The organism is Snodgrassella alvi wkB2 (assembly GCF_000600005.1).
GTDB lineage: Bacteria > Pseudomonadota > Gammaproteobacteria > Burkholderiales > Neisseriaceae > Snodgrassella > Snodgrassella alvi.
In genome coordinates this window covers 1,994,688-2,010,715 of the sequence record NZ_CP007446.1, presented here as the reverse complement: position 1 = coordinate 2,010,715, position 16,028 = coordinate 1,994,688, and the positions used below count along the sequence as shown (strand labels likewise).

General features: G+C 44.3%; 14 protein-coding genes and 1 tRNA gene. 10 read left to right on the top strand and 5 right to left on the bottom strand.

Annotated features, from left to right (window positions below; genetic code table 11):
- Window positions 1–156 precede the first annotated feature (156 nt).
- Together SALWKB2_RS09080 and SALWKB2_RS09075 are read right to left on the bottom strand one after the other, a co-directional pair.
- The gene (locus SALWKB2_RS09080; protein WP_025331360.1) at window positions 157–1,038 is read right to left on the bottom strand and encodes a LysR family transcriptional regulator; all 882 of its coding nucleotides are present in this window, start codon (window positions 1,036–1,038) and stop codon (window positions 157–159) included.
- 277 nt (window positions 1,039–1,315) lie between these two features.
- The gene (locus tag SALWKB2_RS09075) at window positions 1,316–1,819 is read right to left on the bottom strand and encodes a phenolic acid decarboxylase (RefSeq protein WP_025331359.1); all 504 of its coding nucleotides are present in this window, start codon (window positions 1,817–1,819) and stop codon (window positions 1,316–1,318) included.
- A gap of 120 nt (window positions 1,820–1,939) precedes the next feature.
- Between SALWKB2_RS09075 and SALWKB2_RS09070 the strand changes: the two genes are divergently transcribed.
- Window positions 1,940–2,815 (top strand): LysR family transcriptional regulator, encoded by an 876-nt coding sequence (locus SALWKB2_RS09070; RefSeq protein WP_025331358.1) that lies wholly within the window; start codon window positions 1,940–1,942, stop codon window positions 2,813–2,815.
- A gap of 47 nt (window positions 2,816–2,862) precedes the next feature.
- On the opposite strand, the gene SALWKB2_RS09065 is transcribed toward SALWKB2_RS09070, so the two are convergent.
- Window positions 2,863–3,327, bottom strand: a complete 465-nt coding sequence (locus SALWKB2_RS09065; protein WP_025331357.1) for an Lrp/AsnC ligand binding domain-containing protein — start codon at window positions 3,325–3,327, stop codon at window positions 2,863–2,865.
- Window positions 3,328–3,504: 177 nt separating this feature from the next.
- Between SALWKB2_RS09065 and SALWKB2_RS09060 the strand changes: the two genes are divergently transcribed.
- The 9 genes from SALWKB2_RS09060 to metG all read left to right on the top strand — a co-directional run bounded on the left by SALWKB2_RS09060 (window position 3,505) and on the right by metG (window position 14,153).
- Window positions 3,505–4,761, top strand: a complete 1,257-nt coding sequence (locus SALWKB2_RS09060; protein WP_025331356.1) for a D-amino acid dehydrogenase — start codon at window positions 3,505–3,507, stop codon at window positions 4,759–4,761.
- 257 nt (window positions 4,762–5,018) lie between these two features.
- Window positions 5,019–6,077, top strand: a complete 1,059-nt coding sequence (alr, locus tag SALWKB2_RS09055) for an alanine racemase (protein WP_025331355.1) — start codon at window positions 5,019–5,021, stop codon at window positions 6,075–6,077.
- Between the two features lie 119 nt (window positions 6,078–6,196).
- On the top strand, window positions 6,197–7,354 hold the full coding sequence (dapE, locus tag SALWKB2_RS09050) for a succinyl-diaminopimelate desuccinylase (RefSeq protein WP_180297654.1): 1,158 nt from the start codon (window positions 6,197–6,199) through the stop codon (window positions 7,352–7,354).
- Window positions 7,355–7,364: 10 nt separating this feature from the next.
- Window positions 7,365–8,363 (top strand): ornithine carbamoyltransferase, encoded by a 999-nt coding sequence (gene argF / locus SALWKB2_RS09045; protein ID WP_216353325.1) that lies wholly within the window; start codon window positions 7,365–7,367, stop codon window positions 8,361–8,363.
- Between the two features lie 35 nt (window positions 8,364–8,398).
- Window positions 8,399–9,622 (top strand): multidrug effflux MFS transporter, encoded by a 1,224-nt coding sequence (locus SALWKB2_RS09040; RefSeq protein WP_025331352.1) that lies wholly within the window; start codon window positions 8,399–8,401, stop codon window positions 9,620–9,622.
- 70 nt (window positions 9,623–9,692) lie between these two features.
- Window positions 9,693–10,769, top strand: a complete 1,077-nt coding sequence (pheA, locus tag SALWKB2_RS09035; RefSeq protein ID WP_025331351.1) for a prephenate dehydratase — start codon at window positions 9,693–9,695, stop codon at window positions 10,767–10,769.
- Between the two features lie 63 nt (window positions 10,770–10,832).
- Window positions 10,833–11,438 (top strand): LOG family protein, encoded by a 606-nt coding sequence (locus tag SALWKB2_RS09030; RefSeq protein ID WP_025331350.1) that lies wholly within the window; start codon window positions 10,833–10,835, stop codon window positions 11,436–11,438.
- The gene (locus SALWKB2_RS09025) at window positions 11,432–11,995 is read left to right on the top strand and encodes a ubiquinone biosynthesis accessory factor UbiJ (RefSeq protein ID WP_025331349.1); all 564 of its coding nucleotides are present in this window, start codon (window positions 11,432–11,434) and stop codon (window positions 11,993–11,995) included. Before SALWKB2_RS09030 ends, SALWKB2_RS09025 begins: the two co-directional genes overlap by 7 nt.
- A gap of 100 nt (window positions 11,996–12,095) precedes the next feature.
- Entirely contained in the window at window positions 12,096–14,153 is a 2,058-nt protein-coding gene (gene metG, locus SALWKB2_RS09020; RefSeq protein ID WP_025331348.1) for a methionine--tRNA ligase, read from the top strand.
- Between the two features lie 145 nt (window positions 14,154–14,298).
- Here metG and SALWKB2_RS09015 read toward each other — a convergent pair whose 3' ends face one another.
- Together SALWKB2_RS09015 and SALWKB2_RS09010 are read right to left on the bottom strand one after the other, a co-directional pair.
- Window positions 14,299–15,585 (bottom strand): dicarboxylate/amino acid:cation symporter, encoded by a 1,287-nt coding sequence (locus SALWKB2_RS09015; RefSeq protein ID WP_025331347.1) that lies wholly within the window; start codon window positions 15,583–15,585, stop codon window positions 14,299–14,301.
- A 336-nt stretch (window positions 15,586–15,921) separates the two neighbouring features.
- Window positions 15,922–15,998 (bottom strand) — tRNA-Pro (locus tag SALWKB2_RS09010).
- Window positions 15,999–16,028 lie beyond the last annotated feature (30 nt).

Genomic DNA, 16,028 nt, shown 5'->3' with positions numbered 1-16,028 from the left:
AAGATATGTAAATTACTTATATTTTATGGTTATTTATGCCTTAAAAGCATGGGTATAAGCTGTATTTAATGTCATTAATATCAATAAAAAGAAGTCATAAGAATAAGCTCAGCAAAATAGGAGAATCATTTTGCTCACTTCTATATTCAGAGGGATTTATTGAGAAAAAGCCTGTTTCATTCGCTGTAAACCGATTTCAGCTGCTTTTGAAAAAATTTGATAACGTTTCCAAACTATGTGAATATCAACCGTTAATTGTGGCTCTAAAGGTTTAAAACAAAGATGACTATTACCAGTCGTGTTAATCAGCTTATCAATACTTAATGCATAACCCATGTTTTTTTCAACCATAAGTGAGGCATTGTAAAGTAGGTTATATGAGCCAATCACATTGAGTTTATCTAAATCACGTTTTAACCAGCGCGTAATTCGGATATCGACTTCTTTCTGTTTAGAGATAATAAGTGGCAAGTTCCATAAATCGCTAGGTCTAATCACATCTTGATGCGCAAGTGGACTATCTTTACGCATTAATACTCCCCAAGTATCTTTTTCGGGCAATAGTAACGACTCATATTTGCTAATATTTTCCACACCAATTAATAATCCAAAATCGAGTAAGCCTTTATCGATACGTTCTGTTACTTCATCAGCATCACCACTATAAATATGCACATGAATTTGCGGATAGTCGTGTTGTAATGCCTTAACAACCTCAGCAATTAATCCCATGGCATGGGTTTCACCACAGCCAATATAGATATCGCCACTGATTTCCTCAGCTGAGGTTTGAAACTCTAATTCAGTTTTTTGCACTAATTCCAAAATTTCTTCAGCACGTTTGCGTAAACGCATACCTTCATCGGTTAAGGTAATTTTACGACTGCCTCGAATAAATAAGGTTTTACCCAACTCTTGCTCTAATTCAGCCAGTTGACGAGATAATGTTGGCTGAGTCAGATGTAAATACTCAGCAGCCGCAGTGATACTTTCCTCTCTAGCAAGAGCTAGAAAATAACGTAATACTTTGATATCCAAAATGACCTCACATACAACTATTTTTTATGCTTAAAAAGTATAACAATAATTAAGTTATAGGAAAGAGGCATGTTGTTTTTATGTACAGTTCGAATGTAGAGTTATGTATAGTTAAAATGTAGACCATACATATAATTTTACCGGTCAGTAAAAAATAACCATGCTAAGTGTTAACGCTACTATAGTTATCTTTCTGTATTTAAAAACAGGGGTTTTTGCCAAATAAACAGAACAGGGCAGACAATTTATCGTCTGCCCTGTGGCTCAGGATAAGTAATTAATGGTGATGCGGAAAGTCTGCCGGTAATTCGCTGGCCGGACAGTTAATAACGTTTTCATTATTTTCGCCGCAATCTTCAATAAAAGTAATGGTAGCAAATTCGTCAATAACTTCTGTCGGATAAACTGGGCCCGCTTCACGATAAGCTTCCATTTGTGCAATATGCTCGTTCTGGAAACAAACAGTATGTTCGGGATTATTCATTACCCAGCGCGGGAAGAAGATGGTGCCGTGAAATAATTTGTCTTCCAGATTGATAATCAGGCTGACATCTGTACCGGTAGGTTCTGTCCATGAAATTTTATATACGCCGGCTGCTACGCGTACCAGATAAACTTTCTGATCTTTTACCCAGCGGTTACCCACCAGACCGCTATGAATACGATAATCGATGGTAGTGGCATTTTTAACATAAACTTCGTAGTTCCAGCCATTGTCGTAGGTATAAACCAGATGTTTACCAAGAATGTTACTTAAATCGGCAGTATCAAATGCAGGCATTTTTTCACCTTTTGAATTGAAGTTAATCTGAATAAAACAAATGAAGTGTAAACCTGTATTTATCTGATGAATAACGCTAATATTGGTTTAAACCGTTCCAAAATTTCGATTGATTAAGTAATGAAAACAACGCTGGAGCAATGGCAGTTATTGCAGGCCGTAGTCAGTTACGGCAGTTTTGCCCGCGCCGCTGAAGCTTTTAATCGCAGCCAGTCTTCGCTAAGTTATCAGCTGACGCTGATGCAGGAGCGTCTGGGGGTAACGCTATTAACTATTGTCGGCCGTCGTGCAGAACTGACGGCATCCGGACAGCAGTTGCTGGCACAGGCATTACCACTGTTGCAGGGGTTTGAAGCACTGGAAAATCGTTCCCGGGCTCTGAAACGCGGAGAGCGGGCAAGATTAGACCTGGTAGTAGACAGTATTTTTCCTAAAGATCGTCTGTTTTCAGCATTGCGCTGTTTTCAGCAGGCTTATCCGTCTACTCAGATACATCTCACAGAGGTATTGCGCAGTGAAAGTTGTGCTATTTTGCAACAGCGGCAGGCGGATGTTTATATTATCACCCCAAGTGCTGAGATGATGAGGCAGGGTAAGTTATTGCTGGAGGTGAATTTTGTAGCAGTTGTGCGGCATTCGCACCCTTTACTGGATTTACCGGCACCATTGAGTCAGGATGTTCTGATGCGTTATCCGCTGATTGAAATTGTTAGTCGTGAACAACAGCAACTGCCTTACAGGCAGATTACTGCATCTGAAAACTGGACATTCACCACGATTGAAACAGCTATTGAGGCAGTCAGTCAGGGGGTGGGGTATGGCTGGCTGCCGGAAGAACGGATTAAAAATCAACTGGTCTGCGGAGAATTAAAATTATTGCCATTGCGCCAGGGTATGTGCCGTGCAACACCGGTTTATTTATTTCTCAATCAGGAAGAAGAACAGCTGGATGATGAAACTGCATTGCTGGTAAAGTATATTCAGGATGCTGAATAAGTATACAGCTGCGTTGTAATGGTACCGGACATAATGCAGCCAAAGATTTATTCCAGATGCAACATCTGTTCTTCCTTCACTTCTTCCATAACAACATAACTGCGGCTTTCAGCCGCCGCGGGCAATTGCAACAGAATATTACCCAGCATGTTGCGGTAAGCGTGCATATTCGGCAGGCGAACTTTTATCAGGTAGTCGTATTCACCGGAAATCAGATGACATTCGAGCACATGCGGAATAGTCAGAACTTCACGCCGGAAGTCTTCAAAAATATTGCCGGATTTAGAGCGCAGTTTGATTTCAACAAATACCAGCAGGCTCTGATTCAGGGCACGAGGATTGAGGCGGGCGTGATAGCCGGTAATAATATTTTCCCGCTCCAGCCGCCGTACCCGTTCGGTAACAGGTGTGGTGGAAAGACCAACCTTATCGGCCAGCTCGGTCATGGTCATCCGGGCATTTTTCTGAAGCAGGGACAAGATTTTCATGTCCACTTTATCTATAGGGTGCATGGTTTTTGATAGTATGAATGTGAGTATTTATTAAAATACTCCATTTTTTTGTTTAAATAAAGTGAAATTCACTATCAGGCTTTGTTTACACTAGGGAAAGTAACTGAATTAAGGTATTTGTGAAATTTGTGGTTAAACCAATAGGTTATTCCGGTTAATTACCAGAGAGAGGATATTATGAAAGTGCTGATTATGGGAGCCGGTATTGTGGGGGTAAGTACTGCATGGTATCTGGCTAAAGCAGGACATGAAGTCACTGTGCTGGAGCGCGCTGATCAGGCCGCAATGGAAACCAGTTTTGCCAATGCCGGTCAATTATCATATGGTTATACCACTCCGTGGGCAGCACCCAATATTCCGGCTAAAGCATGGAAATGGCTGTTTAAAGAACATTCCCCTTTGCTGTTTCGGCCTGATGGCAGTCTGTTTCAGCTGCAATGGCTCTGGCAGATGTACCGTAATTGTAATGCCCGAAGCTATGCTACTAATAAAGAACGCATGGTGCGGATTTCCGAGTACAGCCGTGCGATGTTACAGCAATTGCAGGCAGAAGAAAATATTCAGTTTGAAGGCCGCAGCAAAGGTACCTTACAGATTTTCCGTACAGAAAAAGAGGTTATCGATTCCCGTTCTGATGTGGCTGTTTTACAGGAATTCGGTGTGCCTTTACAGGAGCTCAGCAGTGTTGCTGAATGTACCCAATACGAGCCCGCACTGGCACATATGACCGGAAAGCTGGCCGGTGCCCTGTATTTACCTCAGGACGGCACGGGTGACTGCCATTTATTTACTACTGAGCTGGCCAGAAAATGTGAAGATCTCGGTGTAAAATTCCTCTACAGGCATGCTATTACTGAAATACAGCAGGATAAATGCAGTATTAAGGGTGTTATGGCCAATGGTCAGTACTTTACTGCCGACCATTATGTTTGTGCTCTGGGCTGTTTTAGTCGCAGTATGCTGAGCGGACTGGGTATTAATTTGCCGGTATATCCGGTTAAAGGTTACTCACTCACTATTCCGATTACCGATGAAGCAAAAGCACCGGTTTCTACTGTGATTGATGAAACTTATAAAGTAGCAGTAACGCGTTTTGATAAACGTATCCGTGCCGGTGGTATGGCTGAGTTGTCTGGTTATCGTATTCATCTGAATCCTAAACGTAAAGCGACACTGGATTTGGTGGTGAATGATTTATTTCCGGATAGCTGCCGGACTTCGGAAGCTTTTTTCTGGAGCGGTCTGCGCCCGATGACACCGGACAGTACGCCGATTATAGGCGCCAGCCGTTTTGTGAATCTGTCTATCAATACCGGACATGGTACGCTGGGCTGGACAATGGGGCTGGGTTCGGGAAGAATTCTGGCTGATTTGATTAGTGGTGTTAAACCGGAAATTGAAACCAGTGATTTATCGCTGGCTCGTTATGTTTAAGCAAGTTAAGAACGATTCGGGTAAATTTTGCTCTTATCGGTGCTTATTTTGTCTCGTTTGTCAGGGCAGACAGAAACGGTAAAATTTTTTATCATAATATTAATATATTATTAATTTATCTGATACGGCTGGCAGTTATGGTGATATATGAAATTCAGATAGGGATAATGATAAAATTTTATTACTGAAAGCTGTTGCTGCATGGCGGCTTTGCTTAAATAATGAAATTTGATAATCAGGATAACAGGGGAGCAATGATGCGTCCGTTAGTTGCGCAGATTCGTTTGAATCACTTGCGTGATAATTTTCTGGCTTTAAAGCAGATGCATGGCGGCGGCAAAATGCTGGCCGTGGTTAAGGCCAATGCTTATGGACATGGCGCTGTGCGTTGCGCGCAGGCACTGGCTGATATAGCTGATGGTTTTGCGGTAGCCTGTATCAGTGAGGCAGTGCAGTTGCGTGAAGCAGGTATACAATTACCGATCATCATGCTGGAAGGGGTTTTTGCTGCTGAAGAATATGCTCTGGCAGACCGTTACCAGTTGTGGCCTGTAGTGGGTAATTTATGGCAGCTGGAAAGCTTACTGGATTATGACTGGCAGAAACCGGTAACAGTATGGCTGAAAATGGATTCCGGTATGCACCGAACCGGCTTTTTCCCTCATGATTATGCACCTGCCTATCAGGCTCTGATTCAAAGCAGTAAGGTAGCTGATGTGGTGAAAATGACCCATTTTGCCTGTGCAGATGAGCCGATGAAAACCATGACGGCTGAACAGATTCGTACTTTTGAGCTGACCTGTGCCAATTTGCCCGGTGAGGTAAGTCTGGCTAATTCAGCTGGCATAATGGCCTATCCGCAAACACAGTGCGGCTGGGGACGGGCGGGGCTGGCTCTTTATGGTATTTCGCCGATGGGTGGTGCTGATAGCCGTTTCAAGCCGGTAATGCGGCTGGTAAGTAAAGTATTCGGAGAACGGGTTTTGCAGATGGGAGAACCGATTGGTTATGGTGCCAGTTATGTCACTACCCGTTCAACCCGTGTCGGGCTGGTGGCCTGCGGCTATGCTGACGGCTATCCACGCCGTGCGGCAACAGGCACACCGGTGGCAATTGACGGGGTACGCAGTTGTGTTCTCGGTCGGGTTTCCATGGATATGATGACAGTTCAACTGGATGACCACCGGCAGTCACTCGGCAGTGAAGTGGAATTATGGGGTGATGTTGTTAATGTAAATGAAGTAGCCGCCGCCGCCGGAACCATTTCCTATGAGCTGCTGTGTAATGTTAAACGTGCTGAAATGGTGTATGAATAAATGGTATGGATTGTCAATTATTGGGTAAATGTTTGGCAAGACAGAAAAATTGGTTTATAAAGATGTAATATGTTCTCAGGCAGCCTTTCAAGCTGCCTGAAGTTATTTTTTTTGAGTTTATGATAATGGAAATAGAAACACTGAAACTGGCCAAAGATTTGATAGCACAGCCATCTGTCACGCCGGATGATCATGGTTGTCAGCCGCTGCTGATGAGCCGTCTGACAGCACTGGGATTCAGTATTGAAACCTTCAGATTCGGGGAAACGGATAATTTTTATGCCGTTTACGGCCGGCAGGGGCCGCTGATTTGTTTCGCCGGACATACTGATGTAGTACCAACCGGCGATGAAAGTCGCTGGACTTCGCCTCCGTTTACACCTGTAGAGCGTGATGGATACCTGTATGGGCGTGGTGCTGCCGATATGAAAAGCAGTATTGCAGCTTTTGTGACCGCTTGCGAACGCTTGCTGGCTCAACAACCTGAATTGCCGTTGCGTCTGGCTTTGCTGATTACTTCTGATGAAGAGGGTGACGGACACGATGGTACCAAACGTGTGGTCGAAGTTTTAAAAGAGCGGGGAGAGCACATTGATTACTGCATTGTGGGTGAGCCTACGGCAGTTGATACACTGGGGGATATGATAAAAAACGGACGACGTGGTTCTTTGTCGGGTACGCTGCAGGTGCACGGACGTCAGGGACACATCGCTTATCCTCATCTGGCTGCCAATCCGGTACATCTGGCTGCTGCGGCACTGGCTGAGCTAACTGCCACGCACTGGGATGACGGAAATGCTTATTTTCCGCCTACCGGATTTCAGATTTCCAATATTCATGCTGGTACAGGCGCTACTAATGTAATTCCCGGAGAGCTTACCGTACAGTTTAATTTCCGGTTCTCAACGGAATCGACAGCGGAAAGTCTGCGCCGGCAGGTACATGCCATACTGGATAAATATAATTTAAACTATGATTTGCAGTGGGCTTTGTCCGGAGAACCGTTCCTGACCGCTGCAGGACGTCTGACTACGGTAGCACAGGCCGCCATTGAGCGTGTTTGTGGTGTGAATGCTCAATTATCTACCACAGGCGGTACGTCAGACGGTCGCTTTATTAAGGCTATCGCCAGCGAATTAATAGAACTGGGTCCGGTTAATGCCACGATTCATCAGATAGATGAGTGTGTGGATATTGCCGCAATAGCTCAGTTATCGGCTATTTATGAGAATATGCTGCAACAGCTGGCACAGGCTGATTTTACTCATGCTGCATAAGGAGAAACTAATGGGGATGCTGAAACAGAAACATTTTTTAAAACTGCTGGATTATACGCCGGCAGAAATTCAGACGCTGCTTGATCTGGCTGCCAGCCTGAAAGCTGAAAAGAAAAATGCAGCGGAGCAGCCGCGTCTGACTGGTAAAAATATTGCTCTGATATTTGAAAAAACATCTACCCGTACCCGTTGTGCTTTTGAAGTGGCTGCGCATGATCAGGGTGCACATGTGACTTATCTGGACAGCAGTGGCAGCCAGATAGGGCATAAAGAAAGTATCCGTGATACTGCACGGGTTCTGGGGCGCATGTATGACGCGATTGAGTATCGTGGTTACGGACAGGAAATTGTTGAGCAGCTGGCTGAATATGCCGGAGTTCCGGTGATTAATGGTCTGACCAATGAATACCATCCGACGCAAATGCTTGCTGATTTGCTTACTATGAAAGAAAACAGCAAAAAGCCTTTGAATCAGATTGCCTATGCTTATGTGGGTGATGCCCGTTACAACATGGGTAATTCTTTGCTGGTTGCTGGTGCCAAAATGGGTATGGATGTACGTATTGGTGCACCGCGGGCTTTCTGGCCGAATGACGCTCTGGTAGAACAGTGCCGCTCAATTGCAAAGCAGACCGGTGCACGGATTACATTAACTGAAGATGCAGCCGCAGCTGTTGATCAGGCTGATTTTATTCATACCGATGTCTGGGTATCAATGGGAGAAGCGAAAGAAACCTGGAAAGAACGGATTGAGCAGCTCAGACCTTACCGCGTTGATGCACGTCTAATGGCTGCCAGCAATAATCCTGAAGTGAAATTCATGCATTGTCTGCCGGCAATTCATAACCGCGATACTCAGGTAGGACAGTGGCTTTTTAATGAGTTTTCTCTGGATGGTGCCGAAGTAAGTGAAGAAGTATTTGAAAGTGTTGCTTCTATTGTTTTTGAACAGGCAGAAAACCGGATGCATACCATTAAAGCAGTATTGGTAGCATTATTAACTACCTGACCGGGGCAGGCCTGTAGTAAATGGAAAGAATGGTTATGAAAACATCCCCCAATCAGTTACCTATTAATCCGCATTATCTGGCATTATTGTTGTCAGTAATGGTGGCTATTATGCCGTTTTCCACAGATATTTATTTATCTTCTGTACCGGAAATGGCGACTTCTTTACATGCACCGATTGATCAGATTGAACGCAGTCTGGCCAGTTTCATGTTTGGTGTTGCGCTCGGACAATTGCTTGGGGGGGCAATATCCGATATTAAGGGGCGCAAAATCATTGCTATGATTGGTCTGAGTGTCTATCTGGTGTCAGCTATTGCTATTGTCTTTATTCACTCAGCCGGAGAGTTGCTGTTCTGGCGCTGGATTCAGGCACTGGGCGGCGGTATGGCCACTGTTACAGTTGGTGCAACTGTACGTGATTTCTTTCATGGCAATGAAGCCGCGAAAATGTTTGCCACCATTGGTATTATTACTCTGGCTGCACCACTGGCTGCGCCCATGCTGGGTACAGCACTGGCTGCTCTTGGCGGCTGGCGGGTTATCTTTATATTTCTGCTGGTATATGCTCTGGCCGTACTGATTTGTGTATGGCGGTTTATGCCACAGGTTAAAATGGATATTCAGCCATTGGATAGCAAAGTTTTTCGCAAGATAAAAGAAAATTTTTCAGTGGTTTTTCATGAACGCGAAGCGTTGGGATTTATGTTTTTTCAAACTGCTGCTTTTGCAGCCATGTTTGTATTTCTGACTGAATCTTCCTTTTTGTACATGAATATATATGGTCTTAGCCCGCATCAGTATTCATGGGCCTTTGGTGCCAATGTGATTACTATGATGCTGTTTAACCGGGTAACAGCCTATCGTCTGCGTACTACGCCGGCTCGCAACATTTTGCTTGGCGGTGTGCTGTTGCAGTTAAGCTGTAATTTATTATTAACCATTGTGGTATGGAGTATGGATCGTCCGCCTTTCTTCCTGTTACTGTTGCTGATTATGTTTTCAATTGGTTCACAGGGTTTGATTGGTTCCAATACTCAGGCGTGTTTCATGAGCTATTTTCGTAAAATTGGTGGCAGTGCCAATGCTGTACTGGGAACAATGCAGTTTCTGATTGCCGCTACTGTAGGCTGGCTGACTACACTGCTGCATAATGGTTCGACACATGTGATGCCGACAATGATGCTGATTTCCACCAGTTGTGGTGCCGTATTATTATGGGCTTTATCACATACCGCATGGCAAAAAAAACATAAATAATAACGGGCAGCCCGCAGTAGGCTGCCTTTTTCTTGTTTTTTCGAATAAACTATTAATAACACTACTAATTATGTCTGATAACGATAAACTCAAACCACACCGCGACGCAATAGACCGGATTGACAGTGAAATTCTGCGTTTGTTAAACCAGCGAGCCACTCATGCTCAGGCCATTGGTACATTAAAGGGGGAAGGCATAGTGTACCGTCCTGAACGTGAAGCAGTCGTTTTACGCCGGATTCAGGAACAAAATCCGGGACCATTGTCCGGTCAGGCAGTTGCCCGTTTACAGCGGGCGATTATGAGTGAATGTCTGGCACTGGAACGACCGTTAACTGTCGCTTATCTCGGACCTAAGGGTACATTTACCGAACAGGCTGCTATTAAACATTTCGGTCAGGCTGCACAGACACATCCGTGTACTTCAATTGATGAATGTTTCCGTCTGGTCGAAGCGCAGCAGGCCGATTATGTGGTGACACCTGTCGAAAACTCTACTGAGGGGTCGGTGGGGCGCAGTCTCGACCTGTTATTAACCACGCCTTTGAAAGCCTGTGGTGAAGTCAATCTGCGCATTCATCATCAGCTACTGCGTGCTGTAGCATCGCAACAGGATATCACTAAGGTTTATGCACATGCTCAGGCACTGTCACAATGCCGGAACTGGCTGGATAAAAACCTGCCGGAGCAGGTAGCCCGGATAGCTGTTGCCAGTAATGCAGAAGCAGCACGACTGGCTGCCGCAGACAGTAGTGCAGCGGCCATTGCCTCAATGATGGCTGCCGATTACTATCAGTTGCAGATACTGGCTCAGAATATCGAAGACGAACCAAATAATACTACCCGTTTTCTGGTATTAGGGCGGAATATTACGACCAGCAGCGGTAAAGATAAAACATCACTGGTTGTGGCTGCGCCCAATAAAGCTGGTGCCATGCATGATTTACTTCAGCCTTTTGCAGATCATCAGGTATCTATGACAAAACTAGAAAGTCGTCCCAGTCGTGGTGGTTTGTGGGAATATGTGTTTTTTATCGATATCGAAGGTCATCAGCAGAATGAGGATGTGGCAGCTGCATTGGCTGTCTTGCAACAGCGTTCAGCTTTTCTGAAAATAATTGGTTCTTATCCGCAGGCTGTGATTTAAATGCAAAGTTAATATTTATCTGAAGCAGATACCATTGACTTCTGGCATGGAGATAAAACAAATATGAAAAATATTGTTGTATATTGTGGTTCTAATCTGGGGCAGAACAAAGCTTATTTCGACGCAGCTCAGCAGCTGGGACAGGAAATGGCTCAGCAGGGATACCGTCTGGTTTATGGTGGCGGCAATATTGGTCTGATGGGTACGATTGCTACTGCTGTACTGGAACATGGTGGTGAAGTTATTGGTGTTATTCCGAGTTTTCTCAAAAATCTGGAAGGTGCGCATCCGGGGTTAACCGAATTGTATGAAACCACCAATATGACCGAGCGCAAAAATAAAATGATTGAACTGGCTAACGGCTTTATTGCCATGCCCGGCGGACTGGGAACTTATGAAGAACTGTTTGAAGTTCTCTCACAAGCTCAGCTGAAACTGCATCCCCATCCGATAGGAATTCTGAATGTAGCCGGTTTCTTTGATCCCTTAATTCAAATGCTGCAAAATACAGTCACTGCCGGTTTTATGCCGCCGGAAAACATGGATTTACTTTGTCAGTCCGCCAAACCAGCGGAGCTGCTGGAACAAATGCGCCTCTGGCAGCCGCGTGATGCAGTTAAATGGGTTACTCCGCAATGGGCGCAGCAAACCAGAGAAACTTTATGCTGACCTTAGCTGTACTTAATCACCTTATCCAGCAGAATGTGGAACTTAAAGTGCGCTGGCAGCAATACCGGCAACGGGTTGTAGCGCTGGTGTTGCCTATGCTGACTCTTAAAGGGCGCATTGATGATCAAGGATTCTGGCAGGAAGATTCTGCCGAAGCTGAAACCACCATTATTATCGCTCCGACAGCTCTGACTAAAATGCTCAGTGGTGTACAGCCGGGAGTGGGTGACGTACAAATTACTGGTGACCGTACTTTTGGTATGGCGATTTTGCCGCTTATACAGGCATTGCGGTATGACTGGCGTGACGATCTGGCCAGACTGCTTGGTGATGCTGTGGGCGGAAAGGTGGCGCTGGAACTGGAGAGTCTCTATCAGCAAGGCTGCGCTATTGGTCAGAATATTGCAGCACAGGTCGCAGATTATGCACAGGAAAGTGATGCGATTGTGGTCGGGCAGAAGCAATTACAACGTTTTTCTGCTCAGGTCGAGACATTACGTGATGATACAGCCCGACTGGCCGCCCGAATTTCCCGCTTGCAGCAGAAAACTGACTAATATTCCGGCACGTGAGTGGTTTATGAGCCGTTACTGTAGCAGAGAAACGGCTCTGGTATAATTTCAACGATTTTTACTAGATTCTAACGATACATCAATCATGACAAAACAACGCAAAATACTGGTTACTTCAGCCTTGCCCTATGCAAACGGTAATATTCATCTGGGACATATGGTTGAACATATTCAGACTGATATCTGGGTGCGTTTCCAGAAAGCACGCGGACATGAATGCTATTACGTCTGTGCAGACGATACGCATGGTACGCCGGTCATGCTGGCGGCACAGAAACAGGGAATAACACCGGAAGAAATGATTACTCAGGTACGTCAGAATCATCTGGCTGATTTTACCGGCTTTGGTATTGGCTATGATAATTATTACAGTACGCACTCACCTGAAAATAAAGCTTTATCACGCAGCATTTATCTGGCTTTAAAAGCCAATGGAAAAATTGAAAGCCGTACTATTGAGCAATTATTTGATCCGGAAAAAAATCTGTTTCTGCCCGATCGTTTTGTTAAAGGTGAATGTCCGAAATGTCATGCACAGGATCAGTATGGTGATAATTGTGAAGTATGCGGCACTACTTATAGTCCTACCGAACTGATTAAACCGTATTCTGCTATTTCCGGCGCCACTCCTGTATTGAAAGAATCTGAGCATTTCTTCTTTAAACTCGGAGAATGTGCGGATTATCTGAAACAGTGGACTGCCGGCAGTACCAAGCTGAAAAATGGTCGCGAGCAGCCGCATTTGCAGGCAGAAGCCCTGAATAAAATGAATGAATGGTTGCAGAACGATAGCCTGAGTGATTGGGATATCAGTCGTGATGCGCCTTATTTCGGCTTTGAAATTCCGGATGCTCCCGGTAAATATTTTTATGTGTGGCTGGATGCACCTATCGGCTACATGGCATCATTTAAAAACCTTTGTGAACGTCTGGGCATTGATTTTGATCAGTGGTTCTGTGCTGATACTGATACCGAAATGTATCATTTCATCGGTAAGGATATTTTATATTTTCATGCATTATTCTGGCCGGCTACTTTGCAATACGCCAATCTGCGGGCACCAACAGGCATATTTGCACACGGTTTTCTCACGGTAGACGGACAGAAAATGTCCAAATCACGCGGTACTTTTATCACAGCCCATTCCTATCTTGAGCAGCGACTGAATCCCGAATGGCTGCGTTATTATTTTGCAGCCAAACTCAATAGCAGAATTGAAGATCTGGATTTAAATCTGAATGATTTTATCGCCCGGGTTAATAGTGATTTGGTTGGTAAATACATAAATATCGCCGCACGTGCTGCCGGATTCATCAGCAAACGCTTTCAGGGAACACTGGCTGATGTTAGCAACAGCGAGCTGTTACCACAGCTACAGGCGCAAAGTGAAAATATTGCTGCCAGCTTTGAAGCACGTGAGTATGCGCGTGCCTTACGTGAAATCATGGCATTAGCTGATGTGGTGAATGAGTATGTCGATGCCAACAAACCATGGGAGCTGGCGCGACAGGAAGGACAGGAGACACGTTTACAGCAAGTATGCAGTGAACTGATTAATGCTTTCCGTATTCTGACCGTATATATGTCACCAGTATTGCCTAAGCTTGCTACAGAAGCAGCCGCTTTTCTGAATGTGGCGCCATTAAGCTGGGCTGATAGTACAACCTTATTACCTGCCGGTCATCACATCAATGCATATCAGCATCTGATGCACCGGGTGGAACAGAAACAGATTGATGACCTGATTGCCGCGAATCAGCAGAATATTCAGACAGTTGAGACTGCTGCTGAAACAAAGTATGAGCCTGTGGCAGATACGGCTTCATTTGATGACTTTATGAAAATCGATATGCGTGTTGCCAAAGTGTTGACATGCGAAAAAGTCGAAGGCAGTAGCAAACTGCTCAAATTTCAGCTTGATCTTGGTTTTGAGCAGCGCACAATATTCTCTGGTATTGCCGCCAGCTATCCTGAACCGGAAAAACTGACTGGAAGAATGGTCATTGTGGTAGCCAATTTTGCGCCGCGTAAAATGGCAAAATTTGGCATGTCTGAAGGGATGATTACTTCAGCAGCCGGTAATGGCAAACTGTTTTTACTGGATGTGGATAGTGGGGCTGAACCGGGTATGAAGGTCGGCTGATTATCTTGCTGAAAAACCAGACCAGCTAATATTGCTGGTCTGGTTTTTTATTTATGAATCAAAAAAGTGATGAGATGGTTAATCTCATCACCTGGTATAAGGAAATCAGATTTCTGTAAGCAGAATTTTAAGCTGTATGAAGTGCTTATTTCAGTACTTCATGTAAACGTTCTTCATCAAGGCTTTTTTCCCAGCGCGCAACCACAATAGTGGCACAGGCATTACCTACCAGATTAGTCAGAGCACGACACTCAGACATGAATCGGTCAATACCCAGAATCAGTGCCATTCCTTCCACCGGTACAGAAGGTACTACCGATAAGGTTGCAGCCAGAGTGATAAATCCTGCTCCTGTTACACCTGCGGCGCCTTTTGAACTTAACATGGCAACCAGTAACAGCAGTATTTGCTGTTCCAGTGTCAGGTCAATATTACATGCTTGTGCAATAAATAATGCCGCCATGGTCATGTAAATATTGGTACCGTCCAGATTAAACGAATAACCGGTTGGTACTACCAATCCGACAATTGATTTTTTGCAGCCAGCTTTTTCCATTTTCTGCATCAGTGTGGGCAGGGCGGCTTCAGATGAACTAGTACCCAGTACCAGTAACAGTTCTTCCTTAATGTATTTGACCAGCTTGATAATCGAAAAACCGTTATAACGGGCTACAGCACCCAGAACAATCAGAATAAACAGAACGGAAGAAATATAAAAAGTCAGAATCAGATAGAGCAGATTACCAATAGAACTAATACCGTATTTACCTATGGTAAAAGCCATGGCGCCAAATGCACCTATCGGGGCTGCACGCATCAGAATAGATACCATTTTGAAAACGGGTGCCGATAAATCCTGAAATATATTAATCAGTGGGCGGGCTTTTTCTCCAATCAGTGCCAGTGAAATACCGAACAGAATAGCAATAAACAGAGTTTGCAGAATATTGCCATTGGTTAGCGGGCTCATGGCAGTAGTCGGAATAATATCCATCAGAAAGCCGGTCAGGCTGGATTCATGGGACTTCTGCACATATTCGTTTACCTTGGCACTTTGCAGTGAGCTCGGGTCAATATTCAGACCATGTCCCGGCTGGGCAATATTGGCCACGACCAGCCCGATAGCCAGTGCCAGAGTAGAGAAAGTAAGAAAGTAAACCATAGCCTTGCCGGCGACCCGCCCCATGGTTTTCATATTGGTCATCTCGGCGATGCCGGTTACCACGGTAAGAAAAATAACTGGGGAGATGATCATTTTCACTAATTTGATGAAAGCATCACCTAAAGGTTTCATGCTTTCGCCAACAGTAGGGAAAAAGTTGCCAAGTAAGATACCAATAATAATGGCAATAATTACCTGTACATATAGGATCTGATACCAGCGCTGTTTTTTCGGTGGCGGATTCATTTCCTCAATTTCGAGTGGTAACATGTTTACCTTTCAATGGGTTGTGTTTAAAGGCTACAGTTTTTTAACGTTATTATGTAGTAGGATGTAACATAATTGGCTGATTATAAAGCCTACATAACTTAACAGAAAAGCATTATTAATTACTAAATAAGAACCATGAGACAAAAGGATGTATGATAAGAAAATTTTTTATAGAAAAATAGATGGTTGTATTAGGAATTGACGATAATTTTCTATCGTGTTTTTGAAGTAAAAAATAATTTATATTATTTAATTTAAGATAATTTCATTCAAAATAAATTTATTTTAGTTATAAAAAAACCGTCTGCTTGAAATAAGCAGACGGTTTGTAAAATATGGTCGGAGTGAAAGGATTCGAACCTTCGACCCCCTCGTCCCGAACGAGGTGCGCTACCGGGCTGCGCTACACTCCGAAAGAAGTTGTGCATTATAGGCAGCGACGA

Bases quoted from the DNA above. Each gene is read 5' to 3' on its own strand.
- SALWKB2_RS09070 (WP_025331358.1), top strand. From the start codon at position 1,940: ATGAAAACAACGCTGGAGCAATGGCAGTTATTGCAGGCCGTAGTCAGT.
- SALWKB2_RS09060 (WP_025331356.1), top strand. From the start codon at position 3,505: ATGAAAGTGCTGATTATGGGAGCCGGTATTGTGGGGGTAAGTACTGCA.
- argF (WP_216353325.1), top strand. From the start codon at position 7,365: ATGGGGATGCTGAAACAGAAACATTTTTTAAAACTGCTGGATTATACG.
- pheA (WP_025331351.1), top strand. From the start codon at position 9,693: ATGTCTGATAACGATAAACTCAAACCACACCGCGACGCAATAGACCGG.
- SALWKB2_RS09015 (WP_025331347.1), bottom strand. From the start codon at position 15,585: ATGTTACCACTCGAAATTGAGGAAATGAATCCGCCACCGAAAAAACAG.
- dapE (WP_180297654.1), top strand. From the start codon at position 6,197: ATGATAATGGAAATAGAAACACTGAAACTGGCCAAAGATTTGATAGCA.
- metG (WP_025331348.1), top strand. From the start codon at position 12,096: ATGACAAAACAACGCAAAATACTGGTTACTTCAGCCTTGCCCTATGCA.
- SALWKB2_RS09040 (WP_025331352.1), top strand. From the start codon at position 8,399: ATGAAAACATCCCCCAATCAGTTACCTATTAATCCGCATTATCTGGCA.
- alr (WP_025331355.1), top strand. From the start codon at position 5,019: ATGCGTCCGTTAGTTGCGCAGATTCGTTTGAATCACTTGCGTGATAAT.
- SALWKB2_RS09025 (WP_025331349.1), top strand. From the start codon at position 11,432: ATGCTGACCTTAGCTGTACTTAATCACCTTATCCAGCAGAATGTGGAA.
- SALWKB2_RS09065 (WP_025331357.1), bottom strand. From the start codon at position 3,327: ATGCACCCTATAGATAAAGTGGACATGAAAATCTTGTCCCTGCTTCAG.
- SALWKB2_RS09075 (WP_025331359.1), bottom strand. From the start codon at position 1,819: ATGCCTGCATTTGATACTGCCGATTTAAGTAACATTCTTGGTAAACAT.
- SALWKB2_RS09030 (WP_025331350.1), top strand. From the start codon at position 10,833: ATGAAAAATATTGTTGTATATTGTGGTTCTAATCTGGGGCAGAACAAA.